Consider the following 26,874-nt stretch of genomic DNA (forward strand, 5'->3'; position numbering starts at 1 on the left):
GATCTTCAACTCCTTCATTGATTAGTTAAAATCGGAAAGGACTAATGAATCGGTTCTTCTGTTTCCCTTACAATCATCCATTTTTCGTTAATGAAGTTCCAATTTTCAATCGTAAATAATCGAGCTAACACTTCCTCATCTTTTACGATCAACTGTTCATAGAACACTACTGCATTTTCATTATTCCTTAGACGAATGACTCTATTTTCAAACCTTTTATTTGCACCTAAAAAGTGATTAACCGATTGCTCCATACCACTTATAGCTTCTTGCTTAGTGAAAAAAACAGGTTTTTCGTTTCCACTGTTAAAAAAAGCTACGTAATAATCTTCTGTCATTCTATCTACTGAGGTTGTATCACCTGAGCTCATTGCATGGTTCCAATCACTGATAAATTCATCATGCATTTTAGTAAATTCATATAAACGATTTTTTAACTCAGTCATTTTAAAACCTCACATTTCTATTATGTATGAGTTAATTGTTCGGTACGTCTAGTCGTTTATCCTCTTACCTAACGTTACTTTTTTAATAAGAAAAAACACCTTCTTGAAAAATAGCTACCGTTATATTTTTTAATACTAAAATAACCATGAAGATAGAAATGTAATGCCTAGATATATGCAAAGAGGAGAATAAAGTTGTGTATCGTACTTAGCGAAATTTGTATTTTTAATCTTCTTCGTGAAGCCTAAATACTTGAAATCACCCATTGCTCTAAGTAAGAAAATGAAGGTAAAAATGATACTTGACCATTTTGTAAAGGAGTTTGATGTAAAGAAGGGTAATAAATTGTTCTGTGCTAGTAATATGAAGGCAACACCAATCAAGCCAAATGCAACAATTAAAGTTTCAATCCATCTCGGTTTAAATACCGTTTCACCCTCTATTTTTTCTGGTAACGCAGCTCGAATACCCCATTTCCCACCCAATACCCAATAAAAATGTAGCACGCCAACTAAAACTAAAATGATAAATGATGAATAAATCAGTAAAAGTTGCATCCCTATACCTCCATTCCTATTTTTAATCTCACACAATCCCTTACTACTAAAAGCTCTTCAATCTATAACCAGTTTTTCAAATAAGTAACTAATCCTAAGATTGCACCAATCACTAACCCAATAAACACAAAGTATTGTGTTTTAGTTTTGGTTGAACTCCATTTTTGACTTCTCTCATTCATTACAAGCCCTCCATCCACACCACCTATTATTTTTATCTATATTCCAGTATTCTGATAGAAGATTCGTTTATTACTTAAACTTTTTTGAATAAATGAATTCTGTTATAGGAACTGTAATAAAAGTTAGACCTACCACAAAAACCAGTGGATAGTTATCAATTTTATTAAAATCACCCGTTCCTTCTGAAACAAATAAGATTAAACCAGATAGAATCATTAGTACATAATAACCTATTTTCGCACTTTGCGTTTCTATATGTCTATCTAATTCATCTTTCTTACCACCGCCTTCATGGTCCCCCCAATTAAGCAAATTAAAAAAAAAGCTTAATGCAAGAAAACTGAAGAAGATGGACCCAGCATCGATCACACCGAATCTGATCCATTTATATAAAGAAAATCCTGCAATCGACATAAAAACCATAAAAGCTATTCCTACTGTCATCTTTTTTGATTTAGCCATTCCTTTTCCCTTCCTTCTCTAATATAAATAAATCCTCCATAGTAACTCCTAAAGTCCCTGCAATATCAAATGCTAACTGCAGACTGGGATCATACTTATTGTTTTCTATAGCGTTAATAGTCTGCCTACTTACATTACACTTCTCTGCTAGTTTCCCTTGTGAGAGCCCGAATTGTTCTCTGTATTCCTTTATTCTATTTTTCATTCACTAAGCCACCTTTGTATTTTGTAAGGTGTAAAACATCTTTTACACCTTAACTATAAAAAAAAGACAAACGAGATGTCAAATACTTTTTACACCCCGTTTGTCTTATTACATATACTTTATTAAATTTTTTGGAAGCAATCTTTTTCAAGATGATATGTATCATTCGAATTTTTTAATATGATATCAAAATCTCGATGATAAGGATGCATAAATAATTCATATTGAATTCTTCGTTCTTCATGAGATTTTCTTAAATAATTAATATCTGTACCTCTCTCAGAAACATCGCGTATACTTCTTCTCATCAACTCTGTTTCTCCATCCGTATAGAGATACACTTTAAGGTCATACAAATTAAGATTAGTGAAGGCTACGCTCATGCCTTCTACAATATTAATCTTGTTTTTTGAAGATATTAACTTGCTCTTTGTATAATTTGTACCTATCGTGTAAAAATCCAGTCCATCCCTCATCATATGAATGTCTCTCTCTAAAGCGTATACATTATGTGCCGCAGGATGACAAGCGGTCATTTTATCCTGATGGATTTCATTATTGTACTCATAATCTATAGAGGTATATTTCCTTAGGTGTGAGCCGATAAGATAGGTGTCTTATTTGATATAATTTATATTTTCATTTCCCAGAATTTCGATAAGATTATTAGCAAATGTAGTCTTTCCAGATGCACCATGACCCGAAATACCAATGATCATTCTCTTATCTTCACGTTTTATCAAATGACTAATCTCTTGTAATACCTTGTCCATAATCTACCCCACTTTGCTCTAATAACAATTTTTTTTAACTATTCCATTTGTCTTATTGTTCCATTCATTCTTATGCAGTGTATAGTGATGATAATTTTCACCTTCAATTTCTATATCCCCGACAAATTGAAAACCACATTTTTGAATCACTCGATTGGAGCTTATATTTTCTATAAGGACAATGGTATTTAATAGTTCTACATTGGTTTTATCGAACAAAAAGTTAATTAATCCTTTTACTGCTTTTGTTGTGTACCCTTTATTCCTATAATGCTTTGAAATAGCAAAAGCAATTTCTCTATTTGGGGCAGGCAGCTCCTCTTTAATTCCTGTCGTGCAAAAGCCGATAAATTCACCAGTTTCCTTTAATATAATCCCTAGTTTCAAGTAATTTTGCTCTTCAATATTGGGTATTGCGGTTAAAAACTCTTTGTTTGAGGGTATTTCATAATGAGTTACCCAGTTTAAACGTTGTTCTCTAGTTGATTTCCAATCTGGTAAAAATTCATAAACTTCAGGTTGTGAAGTAATTTCATAGATGGCATCAACATCTTCTATTCTAAATTCTCTTAATAAAATCTCTCCACAGTCGATTTCGAATATATTATTCATTAATTTAACTCCTAGCTTTCATTGATTAACTTATAAAAAAATGACACTGTTCCAGGAAACCTTAGTTGTCCCTTCGCTTTTTTAATATCTTTTCCATCTGTTTGGCGACTTGAATAGAATTTGGATTTCCTTCATATTTTAACTTATCAATAATGTTCATGTAATCCTTTTCATTTCGATTCTGACTTAATTTATAAGCAGCTTGGATTTCTCCCACTTTAATCTTAAAACCTACAATGCCTTTTAATTCATTTTCTAATAGTTCAGGAGATAGTTTATCCCATAAAACAGCATTTTCACGATATAGTTCGTATTTTTCCAACATTCCTGTTAATTCATCTATTAGTTCATTTTTTTCTACGATACTTGCTTTTCCATACATGTGTACAGCCTGATAATTCCAAGTTGGAACATTTTCATGAGAATACCAAGAGGAAGAAATATATGCGTTCGGTCCCTGAAACATAACAAGCACATCATCACTATTTTCAAATGTTTTCCACTGCGGATTCCCATAAGCCATATGTCCAGTGAGGTAGTATTCCTCCCCGTGTTTCTTTATTCCCAATGGTAAGTGAGTGGCAATCGGTTTCCCTTGTTTTACTGTTACAATCGTGCCAAAAGAGTTTTTCTGAACAAAATCCCAAACTTCCTCATCATTTGTGACCTTATAGTATTTAGGAATATACATTATAACCCGCCTTTACTTTCAAATTATTTAGCTACCTGTATCTGCTTTCTTTATTTCATTACAACCTGCATTGCATATTGTTTGATAAAAATCGAGCTACTTAAATGTATATTTCTTGCTATAAATACTAAAACCCTTTTGAAAGATATTACTTTTTACTACTCGAAATAAACATGGATGCATCTTGATTCATAAAAATTCTTTCACCGTGATAGAAAGTTCTTATTTCAGTAGATTTAAATCCTACTTCAGATAATCTTTTTGTCAGTTCTTCATGCAAGAAACCGTTATGAACTTTTGGATGATTAATTTTATCGTTTTTGTCAAAATCAATAATCAGTAGCTTGCCACCATCATTTAATATCTTAAACAATTCTCGTAAAATTTTATTAGTATCCGGAATATGAAGAAGGACTAGTGATAGTAATATGATGTCAGCCTTAAGTTCAGATGTTCTTTGAGTAAAATCTGAATATAGTACTTCTGCATTAGTAATTCCTTTGTGAGCGATCTTAGCTTTCGCAACCTCCAACATTTGTTTGGAAGAGTCTACCAACAAAATATGATTAACCAAGTCTGATAACTCTAGACTAACTAAACCCGTTCCACTTCCGTAATCCATTAATGATTTTGATTTACTATTTTGTAATTCTATTCTTACTTCCTGAGCAATTATTCTAGCTAATTCCATTCTTTCTTCTGTATCATATCTATTTGCCAATTGTTCAAAAACGTTATTTTCCATATTTTCACTCTCCATTATTAATGAATAAAGCAATATAGTGGTCATTATAGCAGTCTTGAAACTTTAAGGCATGATACTCCCCCTCAAAATCCTCCTTCGCTTTTGGAAGCATCTTATCCTTTAACTAACCAGAGTGGTAGCTCAAACAGAATATGTTTGGAAAATGTTGCTAGTCTTAAAACACTCATATATAGTAAAATTAGGCTAAAATATTTTCCAAAGAAAAATAGGAGATGAACAAATGAAACTAGGTGCATTTTCTGTAAGTTTAAACGTAAAAGATATCCATGTTTCCAAGGCGTTCTACGAAAAACTAGGATTTCAGGATTTAGGTGGAGACATAACTCAAAATTGGCTGATTATGAAGAATGAAAATTGTATTATTGGATTATTCCAAGGAATGTTTGAAAATAACATTCTAACTTTTAATCCTGGTTGGAATGAAAATGCCCAAAATCTCGAATCGTTTACTGATGTTCGTGAGATTCAAAAGCATCTTAAGGCTAATGGAATAAAAATGCTTTCTGAAGCAGATGAAACAACCAGTGGACCAGCACACTTTTTCATTGAGGATCCAGACGGCAATCAAATATTAGTAGATCAACATCGATGAAAGGTCCATTAGAAACTTTCAACTAACCTACACTAGTAGTTCATTCATTTTCAAATTTCATCAAACAAAAAAAGAAACTACACATCGTTTGTTAAAGCAGTCTAACAATTAATGTGTAGTTTCTTTAGTCTATAGATAATAATTTTCCCATTGATACTATCAGTAGGAAAACAAGTGTTTTAATCTAGATACAATTATTCTACATTTACCTTCTATCAAACGCTTTTGGTGGTGATTCCATCCATCCATGATCAATAAGAATATTGGTAGCATCATCAACGAAAAGACCCACGTCGATAATAAGCCTTCCATATAAAGAAGCAATATCTCTTCTACCATTTACAGCCATCGCATTCCCGAATGATCTTACCTTCATAGAGAACATGTCCACCTTATGAAATAACATTAATTTATCCGAAAAAGGAGGTTGGGGGGATGTTGTCACCAAATGGTCTATATATGACGGTGTTAGTAAGTTCTCTTTATGTAGTTTTTCACTTAATTGCTTTAAGGTCTTATCAGTCATTTCTATTCCTCGTTTAAACAAAGCTTTTAATTTTTCGTCTTTAACAGTCTGATAAAAGCCTAATAACAGTGCCTTGCTTGTCGCGTTATTTTCAATGTTATCGTAAAGGTGTACAATTTCCAATGCATGTAATGGTCTTACTTCACCAAACCAACCGGTTAAAAAACTTTGTTTATTTATAAAATCAACTTTTTCGGGTGTAGGAATAATAGGAGGCTTAACACTATATTTTTTATCAATTAAAACGCTATTAATCTGCCCTAGCAAAACAGTCGTACATTGATTTACATAAACGAAAAACTCCCTTATATCCTCTCTCATTACTAATGGAAGGGCTATTGCATATAGACTAAGACCCGCCTTAGCAGCATATTTCAAATAGTGAACATAAAATTCATCTTCAAATAAACGTGGGGCATCAAGATTTACATCATCTTTCGAGAATCCCGCAGGACTAGGGAAATTATTCTTTTTAAAAATTACTTCTACCCTTTGTAAGAAATCTTTACTTAATGCTATTCCATTTTCCAATAAGGTCCTAACATATTCATTCTCGCAATGTCGTAGAAAATATGATAAGAGTTGACCGGACATACTATTTCCAATATAGGTAGCCCAAAGTTTACCCATTTCAACAGTAGTTAAGGGTTGATTTTCATCTAATTCTTTTGAACTTAAATTGATTGGCTTTAAAACATCCATTGGATTTAAACCCTTATCCGTAGTCATCAATAAACTCCTTTTCCAGCATTTTGGTTTTAGGGTTACCGTTTCCATATTATTTCATTCAATATGTTCTAAGCATTTGAAGTATTACGCCTAGGATAAAAAGTGAGATAGGGAATACAAGTGCTTCTCTTCTACTTAAACACTCTTACTGTTAGAAAAAGTACTGTTGTATTAATAAATCTTAGGAGGTAATTTTCTTACATGGGTAAGATAATTTGTCATGTTCTGATCATCCTCGAATGGATAAGAGAACGATAAATGATCGGCAACTTCCACCGCTAATAGTCTAAATAATTCACATGTAACAAAGATTGACTCCCAAAAATTCTCATAGTTGTGATCGGAATAAGTTTTCAGATACATCTCCCAATATGATTCTGGAAGATGGTTTTTAAAGTATTTTCCTAACTTTCCTGTTGATACTTGGAAGTTATATTTAGTCCCAATCCACCATGACACCATTTGATCAAGAGCTACTCTTGTATTATATTCAAACATTAACTTTGCATATGGTAACTCGTCTCTCCAAATTCCTTTAGCTACGTTTTGTAAACACCACCAAAAATTGTTTGTACAACTGACAAACATCGCTTCCGATGGTTTTTTCACATGGTAATCAATATCTGTGGGTAATGGGATAGAGGGTAGAATATGGTCTTTATCCATTAACGGTACTGTAAGTTTATCCCTTCTATATCCATCAATCATTGAATCTTTCGTTTCTATATGTAAATCAATTCGATTTCCGTCAGTTAATAGCATCAAATACCCGTATGAACGATCCAAATCTACATCCATACCCATTTCCTTATCCATTTTTTCTGGCTCTTGAAGCATTAATAAATCTCCAAAATTACGAATCCAATTTTTATCTTTTATAAAGGTTGCTGTTTCCGTTACGACAAATACGATATCGTAATCCTGAAACATATCTTTTGGAGCATTGGGATTCGTTCTGGAACCGTTCATATAAACAGCTCGAATGCGTTCGTCCTTTTCCGCAATCCCTAATATGAGTTCAAACATTTCTTTTTCGTTTCTCAAAGACAGACTCTCCCTTATGATAAAATCGTGTGGCTGTAACTCTAGCCTCGTCAAAGTATTAGGAAATTTTCATTTCTACTAAAATAAAAATAAGAGCAATTGAAACACTTAACATGATTAATGTAAAAATGATACTCTTCACAATTAAAGCAAATAGTAATAGGAATATTCCAAATATCATTAATAGAATACTGGAATACCTATTTGCTTTTTGCCAATTCTCCTTATTTCTCATTGAATTTGAAGTTCTATATCCATATATGTGATTAATCTGCTTTGGTGGAAATAAGAATAAAATTATCCCTGCTACAAGAAAAACAGTTCCTATTACTAATCCTTCATTCATATTTATTTCCTCCAAACGTTTCAATTTTTGCTAGTTCATTCATGAACATAAGCATTAATATTTGTTTCTTTAAATATAGGCCACATAGACTAAGAAATTTCTCTCTTGAAATAAAAAACAGTTCCATTTACACCTGACAATTCCCAACCTTCTTTTCCAAGGGAATTTAGCTTCTCAGACATTGCTATATTGAAATCAATACCGTTCTTCAATTGAATTTGAATGTTTTCCACTTTGTACTCAAACTGCTTCATTGAATATCCTCCTCAAAACTTTATTCTACTTGTAATACGAATGACATTGAAAATAGTTTCTTCTCTAATTATCCTGTACCTCCAGTTCCACAAAGACATATAATTAAATATATCCCTACAGAAATAGACACTAACCACAAAGGATTAGTGTCCATTCTCCTAACTGTACAATCTTTTACACTTTAAGCGATCCTCGAAAACCCCTAGCACCATAGTAGGAATCAGCTCCATTATGGTACACAAAGACGGTGTCGTATCGGCGATCACAAAAGAGAGCTCCACCAAGCTTTCTAATAGGACCTGGTGTTTGGACCCAGCTCGATGTTTTCGTATCAAAACTACCTAGTTTCTGTAGCTCACGGTATTGTTCTTCCGTTAAAAGCTCAATACCCATGGCAGTTGCCATATCAATAGCATTATTTTCTGGCTTGTGTTTTTTTCTTGACTCTAGCGCTTCACGATCGAAACAGACACTTCTGCGACCTTTAGGACTTTCCGCTGAACAATCATAGAAAATGTATTCGTCCATCGTCTCATCGTAGCGAACCACATCAGGTTCACCGCCTGTTTCTTCCATTTCATTTAATGACCATAGTTTTTCCATATTACCTTCAAGCTTAGCTTGTACTTTACCCCATTCAAGACCATCATGTCGGTTCATATTTTTCTCAAAACGGGTTTTCAACGTTGTAAGTAGATTTTCACGTTGTTCTTCTGTTAGCTCTTTATTTTTCTTTGTCATATTTGATCACTCCTAGTTGAAGATTTAGTGGCATATTAACCACGGTCAGTCAATTTTTGCTGAAGCCACAGCCATTTGATACCGTCAAAGGTCAAATGAGCTTTCTTGTCATTATGTAATCGGTTTGTTCTTCATCACCATTTTCGGGATGCCACAATAAAGGAAAAAACATCCCACTAGAGAATATAACTATTATCTGATACAAAACTTAGTTGGAATTAACATGAATTAATTTAAATAATACTACACAATAGGAGCAATGCAATGAAAAAATTGACATTTTGGGGTAGAGATGAAAAGGATGAGAGGTTACTGGTCGAATGTATGCTTGGCTTGAAAACTGCAACATGTACACCTAAAGTTTGGTGTTCATCATCAGAGGATGTAGGTGAAGTCGGTGACGAGATTCAAGTTTTCACTAAATTAGGGCAGCTTGCTTGTAAAATCTTAATTACAGAAGTTTATGATATCAAATTTGGTGATATTAAAGGTGAAATAGGTGAAAAAATTGCGCGAGGAGAAAATTCAACTTTGGATGAATACATAAAGGATCACATCTTTAGTTGGGAGAAGGACTTACTAAATGATGGGATTATTTTAGACGAAAATACACTTATCGTTGTGGAGCATTTTAAACTGATAGAAAGTTATATTGATTACAATAGCCTAGGTCATAAAGTAAAAGTATTCTAGTAAACTATTTTTACATTTATCATAGCCCCTCCATTTGGAAGGGCTTTTAATACAAAATGTAGCTCTCTTTGCAATGTGTCATTCCTTTTCAATTAACAAGTTAATTTCAAACTTTAACCACTTTAATTTTATTTTAATAAGTTTCCAAAAAAAATAACGAAAGACAAAAATGCAGATAATCCGAGAGTAAGAGTTATAGTAACAAAACTCCTTGTCATTCCCTTCCAATCATGAATACCCGAGAATCCTATTAAGCCTAAAAAGAAAGTGATCAATGTTATACATAAGACCAAAGTTAAAGGGTTGAAACCCATAATGGAGTAATGTATAGGACCTATAATGGAAATAATCACAAATAATAAAATGCAAACGATAGAGAATATAAATGACCAAAAGTTTATCCTTTTTTTCAATTCAAGAACTCCTTTTTATTCCGGTAAAACGATTTTCAGAGATAACTTCTTTTATAGTTCGTTAAAAAAAGACTGAATTCATTGTCTTAAACCCACTCTTTTCCATGTTTACGGATGAATAGAATATCTTTTTGATAATGCTCAAGATGTCCTTCATCTATCATTCTTTGAAAAGCAGAATTGCCTTCCTTCGCTTTTCTTTTAATTGTCTGACATAACCCTTCTAATCGTAACAATACCATCTCCAGAAAATCTCCGTCTAGCCCCTCACCATAGGATTCAAAAAACAATCGAATTCTTTGCTTAATAAGTTCCGCATGCATTAGTGAATGATAATGGACTTTCTCCCCTGATTCAGAAAGATAAAATCGACTCAAGGGGACACATGTATAAAGAGTATAAGCGATGTCCCAAAGTCTAGGACCTGGGCCCGCTACATCAAAATCAACTACCCCTACAGGTTTCTTATGATGAAAAATAATGTTGTATATCGCAAAGTCATTATGGCATATTACCTCAAATGGCTGGGGGGTGTAATCAATTGGCTGCCAACTGTCATCAACTGGAAAATCACTCACCGAATCATGATACAGTCGAAGCATCTTCGCTATATGTGCTAGAGTATCATTAGACCACATGTATTCTTTTAAAGGGTAATTTCCAGCTTCTCCCTCAATGAATGAAAGAATTTCTCTGCCTTTTTCATCGATTCCTAAAAACTTAGGGGCATATTGGAAACCTTTATCTTCCAAATGCTTTAATAACATGTGAATTTTGGTACTCTCTGGTTTCGTTTCCCGTCGAACTGTATTTCCTGATCGATAAACGTTTGAGACATTCCCTCCTTTTAGAGGTACTTCTTTCTCTTGGTTTGACAACAACTATTCCTCCCTAGCAGGTCTTACTTAATATAAACCTAGAACTAATCTAAACTATTAGAAATATGGACAATACTCTTAATGACAGAATTGACTTGCTCGTTATCTTTAATAACAAATAGATAGTCTTGATAATCGCAGTTTCGAGGTTAAAGAGATTCAAATTTCGCCTCTTTATACCACTTCATCATATATCCTTCAATCAACCCCCTTACATTTTCTCCTAAATTGTTCAATAATAACGTAAAATATAAAGTCTTCGTAAAATTCAACACATTTGTTTTTGTACGGTAAAATTCAAGAGAGTAGTGCTCTGTTTGATGAACTTCTTCTAATTGAGCAAATATTTTTTCAAGCCATTGCTCCAATAACTGCTCTTCTATCCCTTTTTCCATTAAAGCCTCAATAACAGCTATTAGTCTTTCATCTTCATCATCCACGTAGGGAACTCCTTCTTTAAATAAGCAGCTACTTACACTTGCCAATATACTTTCATAGAGATCATTTGTAAACAGAGGATGTAGGACACAAGCGGCAAGTAAGTCAGCACCGTGAGCGATACTATGAGCCCAACCCTTCCCCTCAACATATCCCCTAACATCTTCTTCAGCATGCAAATAAGTGATACTATCATTAAAGACCTGAAGAAGCATATCATCATGCAGAAATCTTAGTTCTCTATCTTTTTCTAACACGCTCGCAATTACTAATGAGGAAAAAGAACGAGTAAATACTGCATCATCATTTAGTTTTCCAATGTTATAAAATAAATGTTTCTGATCAAGACAGGTTTCTAATATGTACTGAAGTTGATGATTGGTTAGAAAATCCTCGCTTATCCACTTGGCAAAGGTAGAATAAATCAGTTGATCCCTTAACTCTGGGTCTAGCTCCCCTATATGAACCAACATATCTTCAATGGTGTCGTTTATCACTTGGTCGTCTATTTCTACTTTGGACAAATGGATGACTTCTTTTAGTTTATTTTTAAGTTCCATATATTTCGACCTCTTTTTCAATAGAAAATAGAAGCCACAAAGACAATCGATTGTGGCCAACATAAAACGTTATTTAAACCAGCCTTTTCTTTTAAACCAAAGAAACATCACAACTCCCATAGCTCCCATAGTTCCTAATATAAGAAAATACCCATACTCCCAAGTTAGTTCGGGCATATTTTCAAAGTTCATTCCATATATTCCTGCAATAAAGGTTAACGGAGCAAAGATGGAGGTAATAATGGTTAGGACTTTCATGACATTATTCGTTTGATGAGAGTTTAATGAGAGATAACTGTCCCGAATGTCTGCCGTTACCTCCCGATTAGACATTACCATTTCAGATAGCTTTAACAAATGGTCATAAATGTCTGAAAAATACTCTCTTCTCTCTCTAATGCCGCTTAAGTGATGAGAATTTAACATACGGTAAAGCAAATCACGCATTGGATTTACGGTATGTCTTAAATTTAATAGTTTGTATCTTGTATCAAACAGCTCTGTCATCAGCTGATTCATGGATTTGTTTTGCGTATTGTCTTCTATCTTGTCTAGTTCATCCTCAATTTTATAAAGCAACGGAAAATAATTATCTACAATTTTATCGAGAATTTGATAAAACACATAAAAAGTGTCCCATTTCTCTACATTGGTTTGAGTCAATAAACGTTCCCATACTTGTGTAACTTCCTTTGCCGGCATATGATGGAAAGTGACGACAAAACGTTCCCCTATAAAGAAGTTCAGCTCTTCTTTTACCATTTCATCCTCTGCTTCACGAACAATGTGGGTCACATAAAATGTATGATCATCATAATAATCTAATTTCGGACGTTGAAGTCTTTGTACACAGTCTTCAATGGCTAACGGATGAAAGTGAAAAGTATCGGTTAGGTGATTGATTTCCTCGTCAGTAGGTTCATTAAAATCAGCCCAGAACCATTTATACCTTGATAAATGGGTAGGATTAAAAGTAGCGTGAGTCTCTATTTCATTTTGATAAGTAATTCCGATAAAACGTAACAACATCTACACCTTCTTCATGACAGTAAAAATAATGTCCTACTATCATAACGAAATTAGTAAAAAGTCACAAATCACATATTTCTTAAATATGAAATGACCTCATATACAGCTACTGGTTTCAATATGCAATTATAAAGAAAGAAACCTCTCCCAATAGAAAAGGTTTCATTGCATGTAGGTTAGTTACACATTTGCCTTTTTAAAATCATAAACCTTATGTTCTCCATTTTTAGAGGAATAGATCGTAATATTTCCATCTTCTGGGACACCATTAAAATAAGCTCCAATAGATCCCGTCGTACATCCGTGTCCAGAAATTAAAATATTCACCTCTTTTTCGCCGTGCTCTGCTTCAAGCTCGCGCATAAATTCAAAAACTCGATTTAAATACACGTGAACATCCTCTACCCCACGATAAACACTTGGATCCGGAGTAACACCAGCGAGTTTCACTTCTTCCTTTTTCAATCCATCTGCTTCCCCCAAATCAAAAACATTAATCCTAGGATCAATAACGGCCTTCATACCCGTAGCAAATTCTGCTGTTTGTATCGCTCTTTCCTGAGGTGAAGAAAATACATAATCAAATTGAATATGTTGAAGATTTTCTCTTAGTAGTTCGGCTTGCTTAATACCCGTTTCATTTAAAGGAAGACCCTTTCTTCCTTGGATTCTGCCCTCTTTGTTAAAATCCGTTTGACCGTGACGAACGACATAAATCATCTAAAAACCTCCCTATTAAAATCATCATGTACTATTATTAGTAGGTGCTAGTTTAAGCTTAGACAATTATCCGATAATTGTAAAATAATAGAACTCTAATTTTAGTAAAACTATTTCGTAATTAGATAGATTTTCTCAAACCAAGGACAAAAGCGCAAGCGCCTCGGTCAGCCCCGACAAGCAAATGTTCTTCAACCCTAAAAGTCTGCCTTTCGACTTTTAGGGTTGAAGGTTATTTGACCTCGAGGGGCTAGGCGCTGGAGCTGGACGTGGACAATCAATATAAATGAGTTATTCACAAAGCGAGAAATATATAGTTTCCTAAACAACAAAAAAGAGAGCACTTTAGCGCCCCCTTAGATTAGAAAAAAAGTCCTTATAAAGTTGATTTTTAAAAATACATTCTACACCTTACTGTCTATTCAAATGTTCAACTTTTGATTCTAACTTATATACTCTCTTGTTTAATACTTCTGTCTTGTTTCTACATATTCGACTATTCTATCAGTATATTCTCCTAAGCTTGTTACTAGGTTCTTCTGTAACTTTTCAAGACCCATTTCCAGTCTATTCTGTCCTTCTTTTAACTCAGTTATATCAGAACGCATTTCTTGTTGACCTTGTTTTAAATCACTTATGTCTGTACGCATTTCTAGTTGGCCTTGTTTTAAATCACTTATATCCGTGCGCATTTCTTGTTGGCCTTGTTTTAAATCACTTATATCCGTGCGCATTTCTAGTTGGACTTGTTTTAAATCACTTATATCCGTGCGCATTTCTAGTTGACCTTGTTTTAAATCACTTATATCCGTACGCATTTCTTGTTGACCTTGTTTTAAATCACTTATATCCGTGTGCATTTCTAGTTGGCCTTGTTTTAAATCACTTATATCCGTGCGCATTTCTAGTTGGCCTTGTTTTAAATCACTTATATCCGTGCGCATTTCTAGTTGGCCTTGTTTTAAATCACTTATATCCGTGCGCATTTCTAGTTGGCCTTGTTTGAATCCACTTATGTCTGATTGTATGTTTTTCAGTCCATGTAAGATATGTTTTAGTGTTTCTTCCACAGTATCTCCCCCAATCCGACAACTTTTTCCCTACATTATATCATCTCTTTTAAAACTAAACAGCTAAAATTTAATCATATTACCCTATGGTGGATTTATTATAAATTCCACCTTGTTTACATAATAAAATTATTGTCGATTTATGTATATTTACATACTAAGCCATACTAAATTAAAACCCCTGCCACTAAATAGAAGCAAGGGTTTTTAAAAATTTATTCGACAATTCCCTCGGTTTCACTAACTAACTTTAATCCCTTCACCTTCATTAAATACTGAAGAGCTGCCCTGAATGTTAAGAACGTTTTCAGTTCCTTTGCAGCATTCATCTGCGATTTTACAATTTCATTTGTCACTTCTGGTCTAAATCCAACAAAAAGAACTTCTACCCCTAGTAAGTTCAACGTATGGGAAAGCTTTGATATAAACTCTCCTAAAACTTCTAATTCCCCGATTTCACTTTTACCTATTCCACTAAAGTCAATAATGATCGTGTTAATTTCGTCATCATAAACTCTTTGTGAAATTTTAGTAGTAATTAACTCTAATCTATCAGGCAACAACTGCCCCGTAATGGGTAATAATGCTGTCTCAGGAAGAATGGATGGAATCACTGGGACGGACATAGATTCAATGATTTTTTTATACTGATTGATCTCCTCTTTTAGCGCTATAACTTCCTCTTGCAGCTCTTGGATTTCTGACATTTTGTTTCCCCTACCCTTTGCTATTTTCACCATAACGGTTATAGTAATCGTTTATGAATGTTCCTATTTAGGTAAAAAGGCTATTTCTAAAAATAACAAACTTTGAAACTCTGTAATCATGCGTCTTACAATAAATTTAAAAAGAGCCTCTATTTAAAGAAATTATAACATTATATGAGTGATAACTATAACTTTAAAACAGTAAAATGGGACGATACTTCATTATTTTTAGTTTTGGAGATTTTCATTTATATGATGGGATGTAGGACCGATTTTGTTTGAAGGATTATGGGGGAAAAGGGTACGTTGTGAAATATGTTCAACTTGTACCCTTTCCTTCTATATAATATAAGTGTTAAAAGTCTGGTGTCGGTGGTGGTGTCCAATTTAGTATGACCCTCTTTCTTTTTCAAATTTATTGATGATTTGTTCTAGACTCATTTCTCCGATATTCCCTTCCTTACGTTTTCTTACAGCAAGCATTCCTTTCTCTACTTCTTTATCACCAACGACAAATGCATATGGCACCTTTTGTAATTCAACTTCTCTAATTTTCAAACCAATTTTTTCCACCCTGTTGTCTACCTCAACTCGGAATCCTAATGCTTGGAGCTGTCCTTGAACTTCATATGCATATTCAAGATGTGCGTCAGAAATCGGTAATATTTTTGCCTGAATAGGTGCTAACCAAAGGGGAAACTCTCCAGCTACGTGTTCAATTAAGATGGCCATAAACCTTTCTAGTGAACCATAAATCGCTCGGTGAATCATGATTGGGCGAAGGGGTTTGTTGTCCTCACCAATATACTGACAATCAAACTTTTCCGGCATTTGAAAATCTAGTTGAACTGTACCGCATTGCCAGCTGCGACCAAGGGAATCGAGGATATGAAAATCAATTTTTGGCCCGTAAAACGCCCCGTCTCCTTCATTAACCTGATAGTTAAAGTCTTTTTTCTGTAAAACAGATTCGAGCGCCTTTTCAGCCTGTTCCCATTTTTCAGGTGATCCTATAAACTTTACCGGACGAGTAGAAAGCTCCACCTTATAACTAAATCCAAACTTAGAATAAACTTCATGAATTAAATCCAATATCTTATCAATCTCTGATTCGATTTGATCCTCTCTAACAAACAAATGCGCGTCATCTTGAGTGAAGGAACGTACTCTCAATAAGCCATTTAGTGAACCGGATAATTCATGGCGGTGAACTAAACCTAATTCTGCATATCGAACCGGTAACTCGCGATAACTTCTTCTTTTACTGTTAAAAATTAAGATCGCCCCAGGGCAGTTCATCGGCTTAATGGCGTAATTTTGCTCATCCACATTAGAAAAATACATATTCTCATGATAATGATCCCAGTGCCCTGACTGCTCCCATAGCTCTTGCTTCATCATAAACGGAGTTTTAATTTCCTGGTAACCCGCAAGCTGATGCTTCCTTTTCCAATACGACTCTAACTCATTTCTCAACACCATCCCATTTGGTAAAAAGAATGGCATTCCAGGAGCCTCCTCCATTGATGCAAATAGCTCTAATTGCTGACCTAACTTTCTGTGATTCATTTCTACTGACATGTTTGTTTCCTCCTTAAAATGATTTTTTATATAAAAAAACGACCACACCCATCCCTAGTTAAGGGACGAGTGTGGTCGTGATTCCACCCTAATTCCGTAATGCATGTAAGTGACATTACGCTCAAAAAGTTAACGGTTTCCCGATTATGGATACTTGATCTTCTCGTTCCCCATAATAGCTCGGAGGTGGTAAATGACTTTCTTTTCTTCAGGGCTCTCAGCCTATGACCCTGTTCTCTGATAAAGAAATAGGAAAATCATTCATGTCCTCTTCAACGCTCTATCGTATTAATTTGTTCCATAAACCTATTTCGATCATGATTGTTGTCTTTGTAAAAATCTTAAAGCCGATTTTTACCCTGTGTTGTAAGTAAGTGCTACAAATGTAGACACTTGGCTTTTTCTAAAACAAATTTAAAAAATCTTTATAGAGCAAATTTATTTTAGGTAATCTTTGAAGTTAGAATCATCTATGTTTTAGAAAAAGCCCATAAAAAAACGCACTCATCCTCATAAAAGGGACGAGTGCGGTCGTGGTTCCACCCTAGTTCCGTAATGTATGAAAGTAACATTACGCTCTAAAAAAGTTAACGGTTCTCCCGGTTATGGTTACTTGAATATATTCTTTCCCCATAACTGCTCAAAGGTGGTAAATCATTCTCTTTTCTTCAGGGCTCCCAGCCTATGACCCTGTTCTCTAGTAAAGAAAATTAAGGATGATTCATGTCCTTATCCATGCATTTTTTACCATATGAATGTTATTTATTGATATTAAATTAGTATTTTTAGGAAGTCAAGAACTTTTTTTATAGTGTATGCTCATTTTGCTGAAATGCTGCAAACTTTATACACCTATGGAAACATACTTTGTTTCTAAATACTCTTCCAATCCCTCTATACCACCTTCACGGCCCATTCCACTTTCTTTCATTCCACCAAATGGGGCTTGTGCAGTTGATGGAGCACCGTCATTCCAGCCAATAATTCCATAATCTAACGCTTCTACAACTTTTGTGCCCCTTCTATTGCTCTCTGAGAAAACATAAGCTGCGAGTCCATAAGGTGACTGGTTAGCTAATTCAACCGCATCTTCATCCGTTGTAAATTTTTGAATGGGAGCAACAGGACCGAACGTTTCCTCATGCATCACTAACATAGTTGAATTCACATCTTTTAATACGGTCGGCGGGTAAAAATAAGCTCCATTTTTCGGAGTTCCTTCCCCTCCTAAAACACAAGTCGCCCCTTTGCTTAACGCATCTTGGACATGCTCTTCAACTTTTTGATAGCCGTTTTTGTCAATGATCGGACCAATATCTGTCCCTTCATCCAAGCCATTTCCAACCTTCAACTTGCTCGCTTCTTCAACAAAACGTGTGATAAACTCTTCGTAAATGTTCTCTTGAACGTAAATTCGATTTCCACAAATACAAGTTTGACCCGCATTACGGAATTTAGAAGCCATGGTTCCTTTTACAGCTAGATCAAGGTCTGCATCATCGAGTACGATAATTGGCGCATGTCCTCCAAGTTCGAGGGATAAATTCTTGATGTGCTTAGCCCCTTTTTCCATTAACACTCGGCCAATTTCTGTTGAGCCAGTAAAAGTAATTTTTTTCACGAGTGGATTGCTTAAAAGCTCATCTCCGATTTTCGACGCATTTCCTGTCACTAAATTGACAACACCCTTTGGAATACCCGCTTTTTCCGCTAATTCTACTAGAAAGACGGCTGTTAACGGAGTTTGTTTTGCTGGTTTAATGACAATAGAACAACCGCTTGCAAGGGCTGGCCCTAGTTTTCTTGTAATCATGGCGGCAGGGAAATTCCATGGAGTAATCGCTCCTACCACTCCAACGGCCTTTTTAATTACCTGTAATCTCTTGTCCCCATGCTGACTTGGTACGGTGCGTCCATACACTCGTTTCCCTTCTTCTGCAAACCATTTTAAAAAGGAGGCAGCGTATTTAATTTCTCCTTTTGCTTCATGAAGGGGTTTTCCCATTTCTAACGTTAACACTCTCGCTAACTCATCTTCGTTTTCTAACACTAAGTCATAGTAACGTTCTAATAAATCACAGCGTTCATAGGCGGTTAACTTAGACCATTTGAGATATGCTTGATGAGCGGCTTCAATCGCTTGCTTCGTTTCCGTTGCCCCTCCGTTTGGAACCGTCCCCACGATTTCCCCTGAGGCTGGATTGGTGATATTGATTTTTTCTAGTTCTGAACCAGTCCATTCGCCGTTGATGTATAGTAGTTTATCCATTGTATCACTTGACCTCCTGTGTTTTTTGTTTTTATTATACCTGTTTTTTGGGGACCTGAGAGAGCGAAATGATTTCATGTAGAAGGTTTATTTGGCCATTTTGCCTAGTAAGCTATCAATCTGTTATAGATTCAAATTTTTATTTAAAAAAGCTTTTCAAAAGCAAAAAACCTAGCCATTCCGACTAGGTTTTCTTCTCAAATCTATTAAACTTTAAACCTAGCAACCAATTCTTGCAGGTTTACCGCTAATTGAGACAAGCTTTGTGCACTTGCGGTTACTTCTTCTATCGTTGCTACATTTTCTTGTGTTCCTGCACTTACTTGTTGGGAGGATGCGACGCCCGCTTCAGCAATCGATTGTACATGTTCAATTGCTTGTACCATTTGTCCACTTAGAGCGTGCAGCTCTTCGATGGATGAGGATACTTCTTCCACTTTTCGGGCAACAACATCAATGGAATTTTCAATTTGTTCAAAGGATGAATGAGCTTTATTTGTAAATTGCAAGCCTTCTTCAACCACTTGATTTTGCTCTTCCATAGAAGTGACGGCTTTCGTTGTTTCTTCCTGAATCTTATGAATCATCCCCGTGATTTGTTCAGCTGATTTTCTAGATTCTTCAGCCAATTTTCGGACCTCATCCGCAACAACCGCAAACCCTTTTCCATGCTCTCCAGCACGTGCTGCTTCAATGGCCGCGTTCAAAGCTAAAAGATTCGTTTGTTCCGCAATTTGAGTGATAAAGCCAACAATATTTTGGATTTCTTTTGATTGATTTCCTAACTCACGGACAGTATCAGCAGTTGAATGAACAGATTCATTGATTTTAGTCATCTGATTTACAACATTGGTTATGGATTCAGCTCCCTCTTTCGTGATTAAGTTTGCTGATTCCGTCGAATGAAGCATGTCCTCACTATTTTGAGTCATTTGATCCATTCCAGATGCCATCTCTTCCATTGACGTTTTGATTTCTGAAAAGAGTCGAAGTTGTTGTTCGGTTCCTTCTGCATTTTGTTGGATTAACTGTGCAATTTCCTCGCTTGAGCTGCTGCTTTCCTCCGCACTAGCGGTTAATTGTTCGCTACTTGCTGCCACTGATGATGCAGACGATCGAACTTCTGATACGACACTTCTTAAATCAGTTGTCATTTGATTAAAAGCATCCCCTAGTTGGCGAATCTCATCTTTTGTCTTGACATTTACTCTTGAGACGGATAAATTTCCAGATGCCACTTCTTTCATTGCTTGTACAACCGTTTGCACTGGAAGGGTGATTTGACGACTAATCATGAACGCAATGACTACTCCTAGCACTAATGAAACAATTACGATGATAAGAGAGATGTTCCCTGTTTGAATGACTTCACTTGTTGTAGACTCTATTCCAGTTTCCATATGGCTTACTTGATAAGTAATCAGTTCCTCAATCGTCTCATTAAAAGCTGCACTCACTTCATTCGCACTTGTATTCATCACCATGGCATAGCCATCTTCATTTCCTACTTTTTTAAAACTAATGGCTTGTCCCATGACATCACTGAATTTTTGATGAAGTATGTAAAGGTACTCGACTAATTGCTTTGGTCTCTCCGCAGTCGTAACCGCTTTCAATTCATCTAGTTTATTAATAAATTGGTTATTAGCCTCTTCGTAGTTCTTTAAGTGAGACTCATCATTGGATATAACATATCCACGAACAGCTAAGGTTTGATTGGTCATTTCTTGTTTTAAATCCTTCACTAACATGAGTTTCGAAACTCGATCGTCAAACAAAGCTTTGTAACCTTCATTGACGTTAGCAAGCTGGAAAGTTCCGAATCCTCCTACTAAAACTAACAAAATTAAAATAATTGAGAAACCGCTGATTAATTTTTTCCTGATTGTCCAATTCATAAGATCCCCCCCTGGTTTTTAACCCTATATAGTTCTTTATAATTAAAATTATCGCATAAAATAGGGCTTTTTGAAAAGAAATTAATCCTTTAATCCTAGTTATTTTTTAGAATATTAGAACTATTAGTGGAATAGCTATGAATTTGGCCATATATAAAAAACCCAGATCCAATCTCAGACCTGGGTTAAAATGTGGCAAGTAAAGATTTAATATTCGACAGCCTCACCGAAAACAAATACAAATCCTGATAGTTGCTTTCCACATATTCATCAATGGTAACCAATTTCTCTTTCACACGGTCGACTAGCACTGGCGTGACTTTTTCATCCCAAACAAATTTATTCACCCTTAACAGTTCCTCTGAGATAATGTTAAACCGATACTCATCCACCAGTGACTTTAACCGATACACCTTGTCATGATGAAACTCGAAATGTGTTTCCTTATTATAGCTTCTATACACTAAATCAATGAAGCTTTTTAACTGCTCGGCTAACAGGGTAGCTTTTTCCATTTGAACATTCATGTTCCTCACCTCTATACCTATGTATAAGATTCGGAACCACGATTCATGCCTACAGCTTGATGGTCACTTTAAACAAATCTCCGTCCACCTCGATTTCCATCATTCCTTCATGAAGGTCGACGATAGACTTTGCAATGGCTAAACCTAGGCCGGAGCCATCTGTATGACGAGAGGTATCTCCTCGTTTGAACCGTTCAAATAACTCCTCGATGTTTTCGCTTAATTCATACTTCGTCACATTCTTAAAACTAATCATCGCTCTTCCGTTTTCTTCTTTTAAAGCAATAAACACTCGTGTACCTTCTAAGGCATATTTAAGAATGTTTTCGATTAAATTATCAAACACCCGCCATAGCTTTTGTCCATCCACATAAGTCGTAAGCGGAACATCTGGTTTGCTGACACGAAAAATTAAATGGGTGTCCATAATTTGTTCTTCATGTTCCGCTAATGCTTGCTCTAGTAATTGAGAGAGGTCCACTTGTGCTTTGTTTAATTCCATATTTCCGCTGACCATCTTGGAAACCTCAAAAAGGTCTTCAATCAATACTTTTAATTTCTTCGATTTGCGATCAATCACATCGATATAGGAGTTTCTCTCTCCTTCATCTAGATTTGGTTTTTTCAGCAATTCGGTATAAGCAATAAGTGAAGTTAATGGAGTACGGAGGTCGTGACTAACGTTTGTAATCAATTCCGTCTTTAACCGCTCACTTTTTAACTGCTCATTTCGAGAGGTGATTACACCTGACTTGAGTGTATTAATATCAGCTGCAAATGACGATAGCGGGCTGTAACCTTCATCAACAGGGATGGTCACTTCCAAGTTACCAGCTGTCATTTCCTTTGTGCTTACCATAATTTGATTCAAGTAACCGATGCGTTTTAAGAGTAAATATACGGCTCCTAGTCCCACTAGGATAAAACATATTCCTAGCAAAATGAAAGGCGTAGGCCTCTGGATAAAAGATAGGACCGTTACTGAGATAATTACAATTAAACTCCCTAGTAAAATCATTATCTGAGTCCCAATACTTCTAATGAGAAATGCATCATTTATTACGTTATAGCTTTTATTAAGAAAACTCTTACGCCATTCCTCTTGAATGGCTTCCGATTCTCTTAGTCTTCTATATAATAACTTAACCATCATGACAATCATGCCAATCATGAACGTTGTAATCATAAACGTACCTAACAGCCCTTTTAGATTTTTTTCAAAATAAATCGAAAGAAAGTTGTAGGTATCCATATAATAAAATGCTGTGAGTCCCATGCCGACAATGATTAAAGCGTTCAAATCAATAGGGAGATAACGTTTCCAAATCACTAAACTAGCTTCAAAAAACCTTCTCTTATATAAAAATAGCAAACTTCCTACTAAACTAATGAACCCCGTTATAACGTAAAAATAGAAGATTTGTTTTTCTTGATTAAACTGATGATAGTTGTAGATTAAATTACTCGTTTCTGGAGCTGATTTCTTCACCCCGATATATCCCTTCAGCTTTATAGGAGTGATTTCAAAATGAGGGGGTCCAGATGGTTGAAGAGTACCGCTCCATTCAACCATGTGAAGCATATGTTCACTATTAATATCATTTTTATTTCGAATATTTGAATATTCCATGCCAGTATTCACATCTTTTAGGTGATAGGCAAATACCTCCTTGTAATCTAGAAGATAAGGCAATCCTAACTTAAGATTCTCATAATATTGTTCCATTTCTTTTGTTCGTTCTTTCATAATAAAAGATTTCACATATTCATCTTCTTTAAAAAAACGTGTCATATCTAGTATTTTGTTCGTTCTTTCCATATTTAACTTCTTTACTTTATTCTCATCTTTTGCCTTTTTCGCTTCATCAATTTGGTATTGATATTGTTGATTAATCAGTCTCGTTTGAGTTTCTAGACTACCTTTCTCGGAACGTAGCTGCTGAATATCTTCTTCTGTAATCATATTAGGCAACTGATATTTGGCTTCATTTTTACTCATATAGTAGATTTCATTTTTCCCTAAATACTCGAGAAATTCACCCACATAAGGAAAGTCATTGTATTCAAAAAAACTTTTACCCCAATATTTATTCCCATACGTTAGGAATGAAAAAATACTTCCTATTCCATAAGTTAGGATAATTACCATGACCACTACTAAAAATTTATTTTTCGATTTTATACCCAATTCCCCACACAACCTTTAAATATTTTGGATTCTTCGGATTAATTTCCACTTTCCCACGAATTTTCCGGATATGTACCGCTACCGTATTTTCTACATTAAAGCCTGGTTCCTTCCAAACGAGTTCATAGATTTCACTGATTGAAAACACTCTCCCCTTATTGACCATTAATAACTCTAAAATACGGTACTCAATAGGAGTTAGTTTAATCGGCTCTCCGTGAACCGTTACTTGTTTAGCCTCTTGATTTAGAATCAGTCCATTTATATCTATTACTTTACTTTTTTCCTCATAAGTTCCTAGAGTGACATATCGACGCAGCTGAGATTTTACTCTCGCAATCAGTTCAACAGGATTAAAAGGCTTCGTAACATAATCGTCTGCCCCAATTTGTAAGCCTAATATTTTGTCCGTGTCTTCACTCTTGGCACTTAGCATAATGATCGGAATGTTCTTCTTCTCACGAATCTTAAACGTTGTCGTTATCCCATCCTGACGCGGCATCATAATATCCATCACGATCAAATGGACCTCCTGTTCATTTAAACAGTCCATCGCCTCTAGGCCATCCTTTGCTTGAATTACCCGTAAACCTTCATTTCGTAAATAAATTTCAATTCCTTCCCGAATCTCTTTATCATCATCCACTACTAAAACTGTTAATGGTTCCATCCTACATACTCCTCCGTAATTTCACACTATTTCCTATTTTAGTCTCATTTTTGTAAAAATCTAGTGAAATAGGAGGGATTTTGAAATAGTAGACTTGATTACAACCTTACACACTTTGAAATTTGCCGCCTCCTTTCAAGCTACCCTTATTGTAAAAGCCAAAATTGAAGAATTTCTTATGATAAAAATGAAGAATTTCTTAAGATTTTTATTTTCATCATTGATTGTTAGGTAAAAGGAATACTTTCTAACTGACTAGATGAATCCTGATTTCGAAATTTTTAACCAATATATACATGTCTATATCACTACAACAAATGACAAAATAGGAGGAAATATTCATTTATTTCTATTTACGAAATAATCGACAAACTCCTATCGTTTCTTACAATATTAGAACTGGACGGCCTATATGATTCGGCAAATTTTTACGCTTTAATCCAATAAAATAGTTTTTAGATTCCCTAAAGAATATCTCTTATCTCGACATACATAGATCATGCAATCTTTAGGGAACCTACTATTTTTTAATCAGGGAGTGATAGTATGAAAGGGAAAAAACTATTAACGGGGTTAAGTGTGATTGCTTTATGTGCAAGTCTTGCTTCGCCCACTTTTGCGACGAACTCTTCTAATGGAAATTTAACCAATCCGAATCAAGAGCTGCCCGTTGTAGGATTTACTGATTATGCGGAAATGGTGAAGCGTCTCCAACAAATTGAACAAAACAGTCAAGGGTTGGTGTCTCTTGAAGTAGTCGGTCAATCCAATCGTGGAAGAGATATTTATAAAGCACGTGTAGGAACGGGTAAGAAAGTTGTTCTAATTGAAAGTGAGATCCATGGAAATGAAAAAACGGGAACAGAAGCCCTTTTAAGCATTCTTCAACATTTAGGTTCTAGTAACTCTCCTCAAGCTAAGAAAATTAGAGAGGAAATTACGTTAGTGGTGTTACCAAAAATGAACCCTGATGCATCTGAGTTAGACCGTCGTGGAAATGACCTTTCTTGGGCAGAGGTAGTAGAAAGATTCCCTCAGCTTGCGGAAGCATCTAGACCAGCTTGGAATTATTATGCTTCAGGGGTCAGACAAGCAAGAGATTACACGGGCAAGCCAGGGTTTGACGTGAATCGTGACTTTAACCCAGACTTAAATTATGTACCTAAGGCAAGTGATGTTCCTGGTGCTTCCAATCGCCCAGGCTGGTACATCACTCCAGAAGCTCAAACCGTTCGTGATGTATATAAATCATTAAAAGCAGAATTCGGTAAAGTGGATGTGTTTATTGACCTTCATCACCAAGGTCAATACTATGTAGAAGGAACAGATGACCTGGTAACGATGTCACTATCAGCTGACTTTGTTCCAGATCCAAATACACCTGCGGGAGCAAAATACGCACAATATAAAGATAACTATAACTTCGAGTATTCTAAGCAGCTTAACCTTGCTGCCTATAATGCACTTCAATCATTAGGCAATAACTCACCATTCAACAACATTACTTTATATGACCAAAACCTTGACTTACCTGGTACGGCTCTAGGTAGCTTTGCCCTAAACGGTAGTGGAACGGTTCTATTTGAGGTGAGAGGTCAGTCTCATACATTAGGACAAAAGAAAAAAGGTCAGCTAGTGAAAGCCGTTGAAACGGGTCTTTATGGAATTATCAATGGAGTGGCAGATGGTTCTGTTGAACAATTAGATGCATCTAAATACAATCAAATTCCTCGCACGTCTTATAGTCCTGGGTTCTAATCAAACGAAAACCCTTAGCTGCTGTTGAGCTGCTAAGGGTTTTCTAATTCCATTTATGCAAATAATTTTTTGACTTGCTTCAATACTTTTTTATCACTTGTAGACATGTTCTTCGGTTTGATAGGTGAAACCACACTAAATTCTTCTTCCAGCTTGGATGACATAATCTGAAGATAAAACGCAGACGATTTTTTATCTCCACCAAGATATCCTTTTAAAATCTTCATCTTATTAAGTGGACCGGTAATTTCCTCGTTGTACTCCCACTGAATTTCATTTTTATAAAGGGTATCCATTTTTTCTTTCAATGCCATAGCTTCTGATACAGCTTCTTCTGGAGTATTAAAAAAAGTATTGGATCTCTTTAAACCTTTTTTCTTCACTCCGTCTCCAGCTTTTGCTTGATATACCATACTTGTTTTTGTTTTCATCTTGGTCATCCTTCCTAAATGGTCTCTCGCCTTCTGCCAAAAGAGATAAGCACCAGAAGACCAAGGGGATGTCCCCTTCTATGTAAGTATACCCTTAAATGCCAAAAACTACATT

General features: G+C 35.3%; 28 protein-coding genes, 1 pseudogene and 2 other annotated features. Of the genes and pseudogenes, 3 read left to right on the plus strand and 26 right to left on the minus strand.

The features are described 5' to 3' along the window. Positions 1–41 precede the first annotated feature (41 nt). The 8 genes and pseudogenes from SM124_RS10815 to SM124_RS10850 form a co-directional block, all read right to left on the minus strand. The gene (locus SM124_RS10815) at positions 42–446 is read right to left on the minus strand and encodes a hypothetical protein (protein WP_322446546.1); all 405 of its coding nucleotides are present in this window, start codon (positions 444–446) and stop codon (positions 42–44) included. Between the two features lie 135 nt (positions 447–581). Next, on the minus strand, positions 582–1,004 hold the full coding sequence (locus tag SM124_RS10820) for a DUF3995 domain-containing protein (protein WP_322446547.1): 423 nt from the start codon (positions 1,002–1,004) through the stop codon (positions 582–584). 252 nt (positions 1,005–1,256) lie between these two features. Continuing rightward, the gene (locus SM124_RS10825; protein ID WP_322446548.1) at positions 1,257–1,649 is read right to left on the minus strand and encodes a DUF2178 domain-containing protein; all 393 of its coding nucleotides are present in this window, start codon (positions 1,647–1,649) and stop codon (positions 1,257–1,259) included. Beyond that, on the minus strand, positions 1,642–1,854 hold the full coding sequence (locus SM124_RS10830; RefSeq protein WP_322446549.1) for a helix-turn-helix transcriptional regulator: 213 nt from the start codon (positions 1,852–1,854) through the stop codon (positions 1,642–1,644). Before SM124_RS10830 ends, SM124_RS10825 begins: the two co-directional genes overlap by 8 nt. A 122-nt stretch (positions 1,855–1,976) precedes the next feature. Then, positions 1,977–2,627, minus strand: a pseudogene (locus SM124_RS10835) (uridine kinase family protein). Between the two features lie 18 nt (positions 2,628–2,645). Continuing rightward, positions 2,646–3,239, minus strand: coding sequence for a GNAT family N-acetyltransferase (locus SM124_RS10840; RefSeq protein WP_322446550.1), 594 nt, complete (start codon positions 3,237–3,239; stop codon positions 2,646–2,648). A 61-nt stretch (positions 3,240–3,300) separates the two neighbouring features. After that, positions 3,301–3,930, minus strand: a complete 630-nt coding sequence (locus SM124_RS10845; protein ID WP_322446551.1) for an FMN-binding negative transcriptional regulator — start codon at positions 3,928–3,930, stop codon at positions 3,301–3,303. A gap of 148 nt (positions 3,931–4,078) precedes the next feature. Then, positions 4,079–4,675: a class I SAM-dependent methyltransferase gene (locus SM124_RS10850; RefSeq protein WP_322446552.1), complete on the minus strand. Its 597-nt coding sequence runs from the start codon at positions 4,673–4,675 to the stop codon at positions 4,079–4,081. Positions 4,676–4,916: 241 nt separating this feature from the next. On the opposite strand from SM124_RS10850, the gene SM124_RS10855 reads away from it, so the two are divergent. Continuing rightward, positions 4,917–5,288: a VOC family protein gene (locus tag SM124_RS10855; protein WP_322446553.1), complete on the plus strand. Its 372-nt coding sequence runs from the start codon at positions 4,917–4,919 to the stop codon at positions 5,286–5,288. Positions 5,289–5,493: 205 nt separating this feature from the next. On the opposite strand, the gene SM124_RS10860 is transcribed toward SM124_RS10855, so the two are convergent. The 5 genes from SM124_RS10860 to SM124_RS10880 form a co-directional block, all read right to left on the minus strand. Then, positions 5,494–6,543, minus strand: coding sequence for a DUF3231 family protein (locus SM124_RS10860; RefSeq protein WP_322446554.1), 1,050 nt, complete (start codon positions 6,541–6,543; stop codon positions 5,494–5,496). A gap of 171 nt (positions 6,544–6,714) precedes the next feature. Further along, entirely contained in the window at positions 6,715–7,587 is an 873-nt protein-coding gene (locus tag SM124_RS10865; protein ID WP_322446555.1) for an aminoglycoside 6-adenylyltransferase, read from the minus strand. Positions 7,588–7,645: 58 nt separating this feature from the next. Next, a complete protein-coding gene (locus tag SM124_RS10870; RefSeq protein WP_322446556.1) occupies positions 7,646–7,933 on the minus strand; it encodes an SdpI family protein in 288 nt (95 codons plus the stop codon). A gap of 89 nt (positions 7,934–8,022) precedes the next feature. Further along, a complete protein-coding gene (locus SM124_RS10875; RefSeq protein WP_322446557.1) occupies positions 8,023–8,187 on the minus strand; it encodes a hypothetical protein in 165 nt (54 codons plus the stop codon). 175 nt (positions 8,188–8,362) lie between these two features. Next, positions 8,363–8,929, minus strand: a complete 567-nt coding sequence (locus SM124_RS10880) for a DUF4256 domain-containing protein (RefSeq protein ID WP_322446558.1) — start codon at positions 8,927–8,929, stop codon at positions 8,363–8,365. 264 nt (positions 8,930–9,193) lie between these two features. On the opposite strand from SM124_RS10880, the gene SM124_RS10885 reads away from it, so the two are divergent. Further along, complete coding sequence (locus SM124_RS10885; RefSeq protein WP_322446559.1) at positions 9,194–9,622, plus strand: ASCH domain-containing protein; 429 nt, start codon at positions 9,194–9,196, stop codon at positions 9,620–9,622. A 499-nt stretch (positions 9,623–10,121) separates the two neighbouring features. Here the strand turns inward: SM124_RS10885 and SM124_RS10890 are convergent, their stop codons facing one another. The 12 genes from SM124_RS10890 to SM124_RS10945 form a co-directional block, all read right to left on the minus strand. After that, a complete protein-coding gene (locus tag SM124_RS10890) occupies positions 10,122–10,913 on the minus strand; it encodes a phosphotransferase (RefSeq protein WP_322446560.1) in 792 nt (263 codons plus the stop codon). A 149-nt stretch (positions 10,914–11,062) separates the two neighbouring features. Then, the gene (locus SM124_RS10895; RefSeq protein ID WP_322446561.1) at positions 11,063–11,911 is read right to left on the minus strand and encodes a DUF2785 domain-containing protein; all 849 of its coding nucleotides are present in this window, start codon (positions 11,909–11,911) and stop codon (positions 11,063–11,065) included. Positions 11,912–11,980: 69 nt separating this feature from the next. After that, a complete protein-coding gene (gene corA, locus SM124_RS10900; RefSeq protein ID WP_322446742.1) occupies positions 11,981–12,937 on the minus strand; it encodes a magnesium/cobalt transporter CorA in 957 nt (318 codons plus the stop codon). A 183-nt stretch (positions 12,938–13,120) separates the two neighbouring features. Then, complete coding sequence (locus tag SM124_RS10905) at positions 13,121–13,660, minus strand: histidine phosphatase family protein (RefSeq protein WP_322446562.1); 540 nt, start codon at positions 13,658–13,660, stop codon at positions 13,121–13,123. 464 nt (positions 13,661–14,124) lie between these two features. Next, complete coding sequence (locus SM124_RS10910; protein WP_322446563.1) at positions 14,125–14,730, minus strand: hypothetical protein; 606 nt, start codon at positions 14,728–14,730, stop codon at positions 14,125–14,127. Positions 14,731–14,945: 215 nt separating this feature from the next. After that, positions 14,946–15,437: an STAS domain-containing protein gene (locus SM124_RS10915; protein ID WP_322446564.1), complete on the minus strand. Its 492-nt coding sequence runs from the start codon at positions 15,435–15,437 to the stop codon at positions 14,946–14,948. 387 nt (positions 15,438–15,824) lie between these two features. Then, on the minus strand, positions 15,825–17,048 hold the full coding sequence (gene thrS / locus SM124_RS10920; protein WP_322446743.1) for a threonine--tRNA ligase: 1,224 nt from the start codon (positions 17,046–17,048) through the stop codon (positions 15,825–15,827). Positions 17,049–17,076: 28 nt separating this feature from the next. Continuing rightward, positions 17,077–17,303, minus strand: a binding site (T-box leader). A 229-nt stretch (positions 17,304–17,532) separates the two neighbouring features. Continuing rightward, positions 17,533–17,763, minus strand: a binding site (T-box leader). A 99-nt stretch (positions 17,764–17,862) separates the two neighbouring features. Continuing rightward, entirely contained in the window at positions 17,863–19,287 is a 1,425-nt protein-coding gene (locus SM124_RS10925) for an NAD-dependent succinate-semialdehyde dehydrogenase (RefSeq protein WP_322446565.1), read from the minus strand. 206 nt (positions 19,288–19,493) lie between these two features. Beyond that, a complete protein-coding gene (locus tag SM124_RS10930; RefSeq protein ID WP_322446566.1) occupies positions 19,494–21,185 on the minus strand; it encodes a methyl-accepting chemotaxis protein in 1,692 nt (563 codons plus the stop codon). 185 nt (positions 21,186–21,370) lie between these two features. Continuing rightward, positions 21,371–21,712 carry a hypothetical protein gene (locus tag SM124_RS10935; RefSeq protein ID WP_322446567.1) on the minus strand — a complete coding sequence of 114 codons (342 nt, stop codon included), beginning with the start codon at positions 21,710–21,712 and terminating at the stop codon, positions 21,371–21,373. Between the two features lie 49 nt (positions 21,713–21,761). Beyond that, positions 21,762–23,900, minus strand: a complete 2,139-nt coding sequence (locus SM124_RS10940) for a histidine kinase dimerization/phospho-acceptor domain-containing protein (RefSeq protein WP_322446568.1) — start codon at positions 23,898–23,900, stop codon at positions 21,762–21,764. Beyond that, positions 23,878–24,570 carry a response regulator transcription factor gene (locus SM124_RS10945; RefSeq protein ID WP_322446569.1) on the minus strand — a complete coding sequence of 231 codons (693 nt, stop codon included), beginning with the start codon at positions 24,568–24,570 and terminating at the stop codon, positions 23,878–23,880. Before SM124_RS10945 ends, SM124_RS10940 begins: the two co-directional genes overlap by 23 nt. A 546-nt stretch (positions 24,571–25,116) precedes the next feature. Here SM124_RS10945 and SM124_RS10950 point away from each other — a divergent pair. Then, on the plus strand, positions 25,117–26,328 hold the full coding sequence (locus tag SM124_RS10950; RefSeq protein ID WP_322446570.1) for a M14 family zinc carboxypeptidase: 1,212 nt from the start codon (positions 25,117–25,119) through the stop codon (positions 26,326–26,328). A 53-nt stretch (positions 26,329–26,381) separates the two neighbouring features. Here the strand turns inward: SM124_RS10950 and SM124_RS10955 are convergent, their stop codons facing one another. Then, positions 26,382–26,759 (minus strand): hypothetical protein, encoded by a 378-nt coding sequence (locus SM124_RS10955; protein ID WP_322446571.1) that lies wholly within the window; start codon positions 26,757–26,759, stop codon positions 26,382–26,384. Positions 26,760–26,874: the final 115 nt, after the last annotated feature.

The organism is Robertmurraya mangrovi, from assembly GCF_034427655.1.
Lineage (GTDB): Bacteria > Bacillota > Bacilli > Bacillales > Cytobacillaceae > Robertmurraya_A > Robertmurraya_A mangrovi.

Excerpts from the sequence above, each read along its gene's own strand:
- SM124_RS10815 (WP_322446546.1), bottom strand. The coding sequence starts at position 446 with ATGACTGAGTTAAAAAATCGTTTATATGAATTTACTAAAATGCATGAT.
- SM124_RS10820 (WP_322446547.1), bottom strand. The coding sequence starts at position 1,004 with ATGCAACTTTTACTGATTTATTCATCATTTATCATTTTAGTTTTAGTT.
- SM124_RS10825 (WP_322446548.1), bottom strand. The coding sequence starts at position 1,649 with ATGGCTAAATCAAAAAAGATGACAGTAGGAATAGCTTTTATGGTTTTT.
- SM124_RS10830 (WP_322446549.1), bottom strand. The coding sequence starts at position 1,854 with ATGAAAAATAGAATAAAGGAATACAGAGAACAATTCGGGCTCTCACAA.
- SM124_RS10840 (WP_322446550.1), bottom strand. The coding sequence starts at position 3,239 with ATGAATAATATATTCGAAATCGACTGTGGAGAGATTTTATTAAGAGAA.
- SM124_RS10845 (WP_322446551.1), bottom strand. The coding sequence starts at position 3,930 with ATGTATATTCCTAAATACTATAAGGTCACAAATGATGAGGAAGTTTGG.
- SM124_RS10850 (WP_322446552.1), bottom strand. The coding sequence starts at position 4,675 with ATGGAAAATAACGTTTTTGAACAATTGGCAAATAGATATGATACAGAA.
- SM124_RS10855 (WP_322446553.1), top strand. The coding sequence starts at position 4,917 with ATGAAACTAGGTGCATTTTCTGTAAGTTTAAACGTAAAAGATATCCAT.
- SM124_RS10860 (WP_322446554.1), bottom strand. The coding sequence starts at position 6,543 with ATGACTACGGATAAGGGTTTAAATCCAATGGATGTTTTAAAGCCAATC.
- SM124_RS10870 (WP_322446556.1), bottom strand. The coding sequence starts at position 7,933 with ATGAATGAAGGATTAGTAATAGGAACTGTTTTTCTTGTAGCAGGGATA.
- SM124_RS10875 (WP_322446557.1), bottom strand. The coding sequence starts at position 8,187 with ATGAAGCAGTTTGAGTACAAAGTGGAAAACATTCAAATTCAATTGAAG.
- SM124_RS10880 (WP_322446558.1), bottom strand. The coding sequence starts at position 8,929 with ATGACAAAGAAAAATAAAGAGCTAACAGAAGAACAACGTGAAAATCTA.
- SM124_RS10885 (WP_322446559.1), top strand. The coding sequence starts at position 9,194 with ATGAAAAAATTGACATTTTGGGGTAGAGATGAAAAGGATGAGAGGTTA.
- SM124_RS10895 (WP_322446561.1), bottom strand. The coding sequence starts at position 11,911 with ATGGAACTTAAAAATAAACTAAAAGAAGTCATCCATTTGTCCAAAGTA.
- SM124_RS10905 (WP_322446562.1), bottom strand. The coding sequence starts at position 13,660 with ATGATTTATGTCGTTCGTCACGGTCAAACGGATTTTAACAAAGAGGGC.
- SM124_RS10915 (WP_322446564.1), bottom strand. The coding sequence starts at position 15,437 with ATGTCAGAAATCCAAGAGCTGCAAGAGGAAGTTATAGCGCTAAAAGAG.
- SM124_RS10925 (WP_322446565.1), bottom strand. The coding sequence starts at position 19,287 with ATGGATAAACTACTATACATCAACGGCGAATGGACTGGTTCAGAACTA.
- SM124_RS10930 (WP_322446566.1), bottom strand. The coding sequence starts at position 21,185 with ATGAATTGGACAATCAGGAAAAAATTAATCAGCGGTTTCTCAATTATT.
- SM124_RS10935 (WP_322446567.1), bottom strand. The coding sequence starts at position 21,712 with ATGAATGTTCAAATGGAAAAAGCTACCCTGTTAGCCGAGCAGTTAAAA.
- SM124_RS10945 (WP_322446569.1), bottom strand. The coding sequence starts at position 24,570 with ATGGAACCATTAACAGTTTTAGTAGTGGATGATGATAAAGAGATTCGG.
- SM124_RS10950 (WP_322446570.1), top strand. The coding sequence starts at position 25,117 with ATGAAAGGGAAAAAACTATTAACGGGGTTAAGTGTGATTGCTTTATGT.
- SM124_RS10955 (WP_322446571.1), bottom strand. The coding sequence starts at position 26,759 with ATGAAAACAAAAACAAGTATGGTATATCAAGCAAAAGCTGGAGACGGA.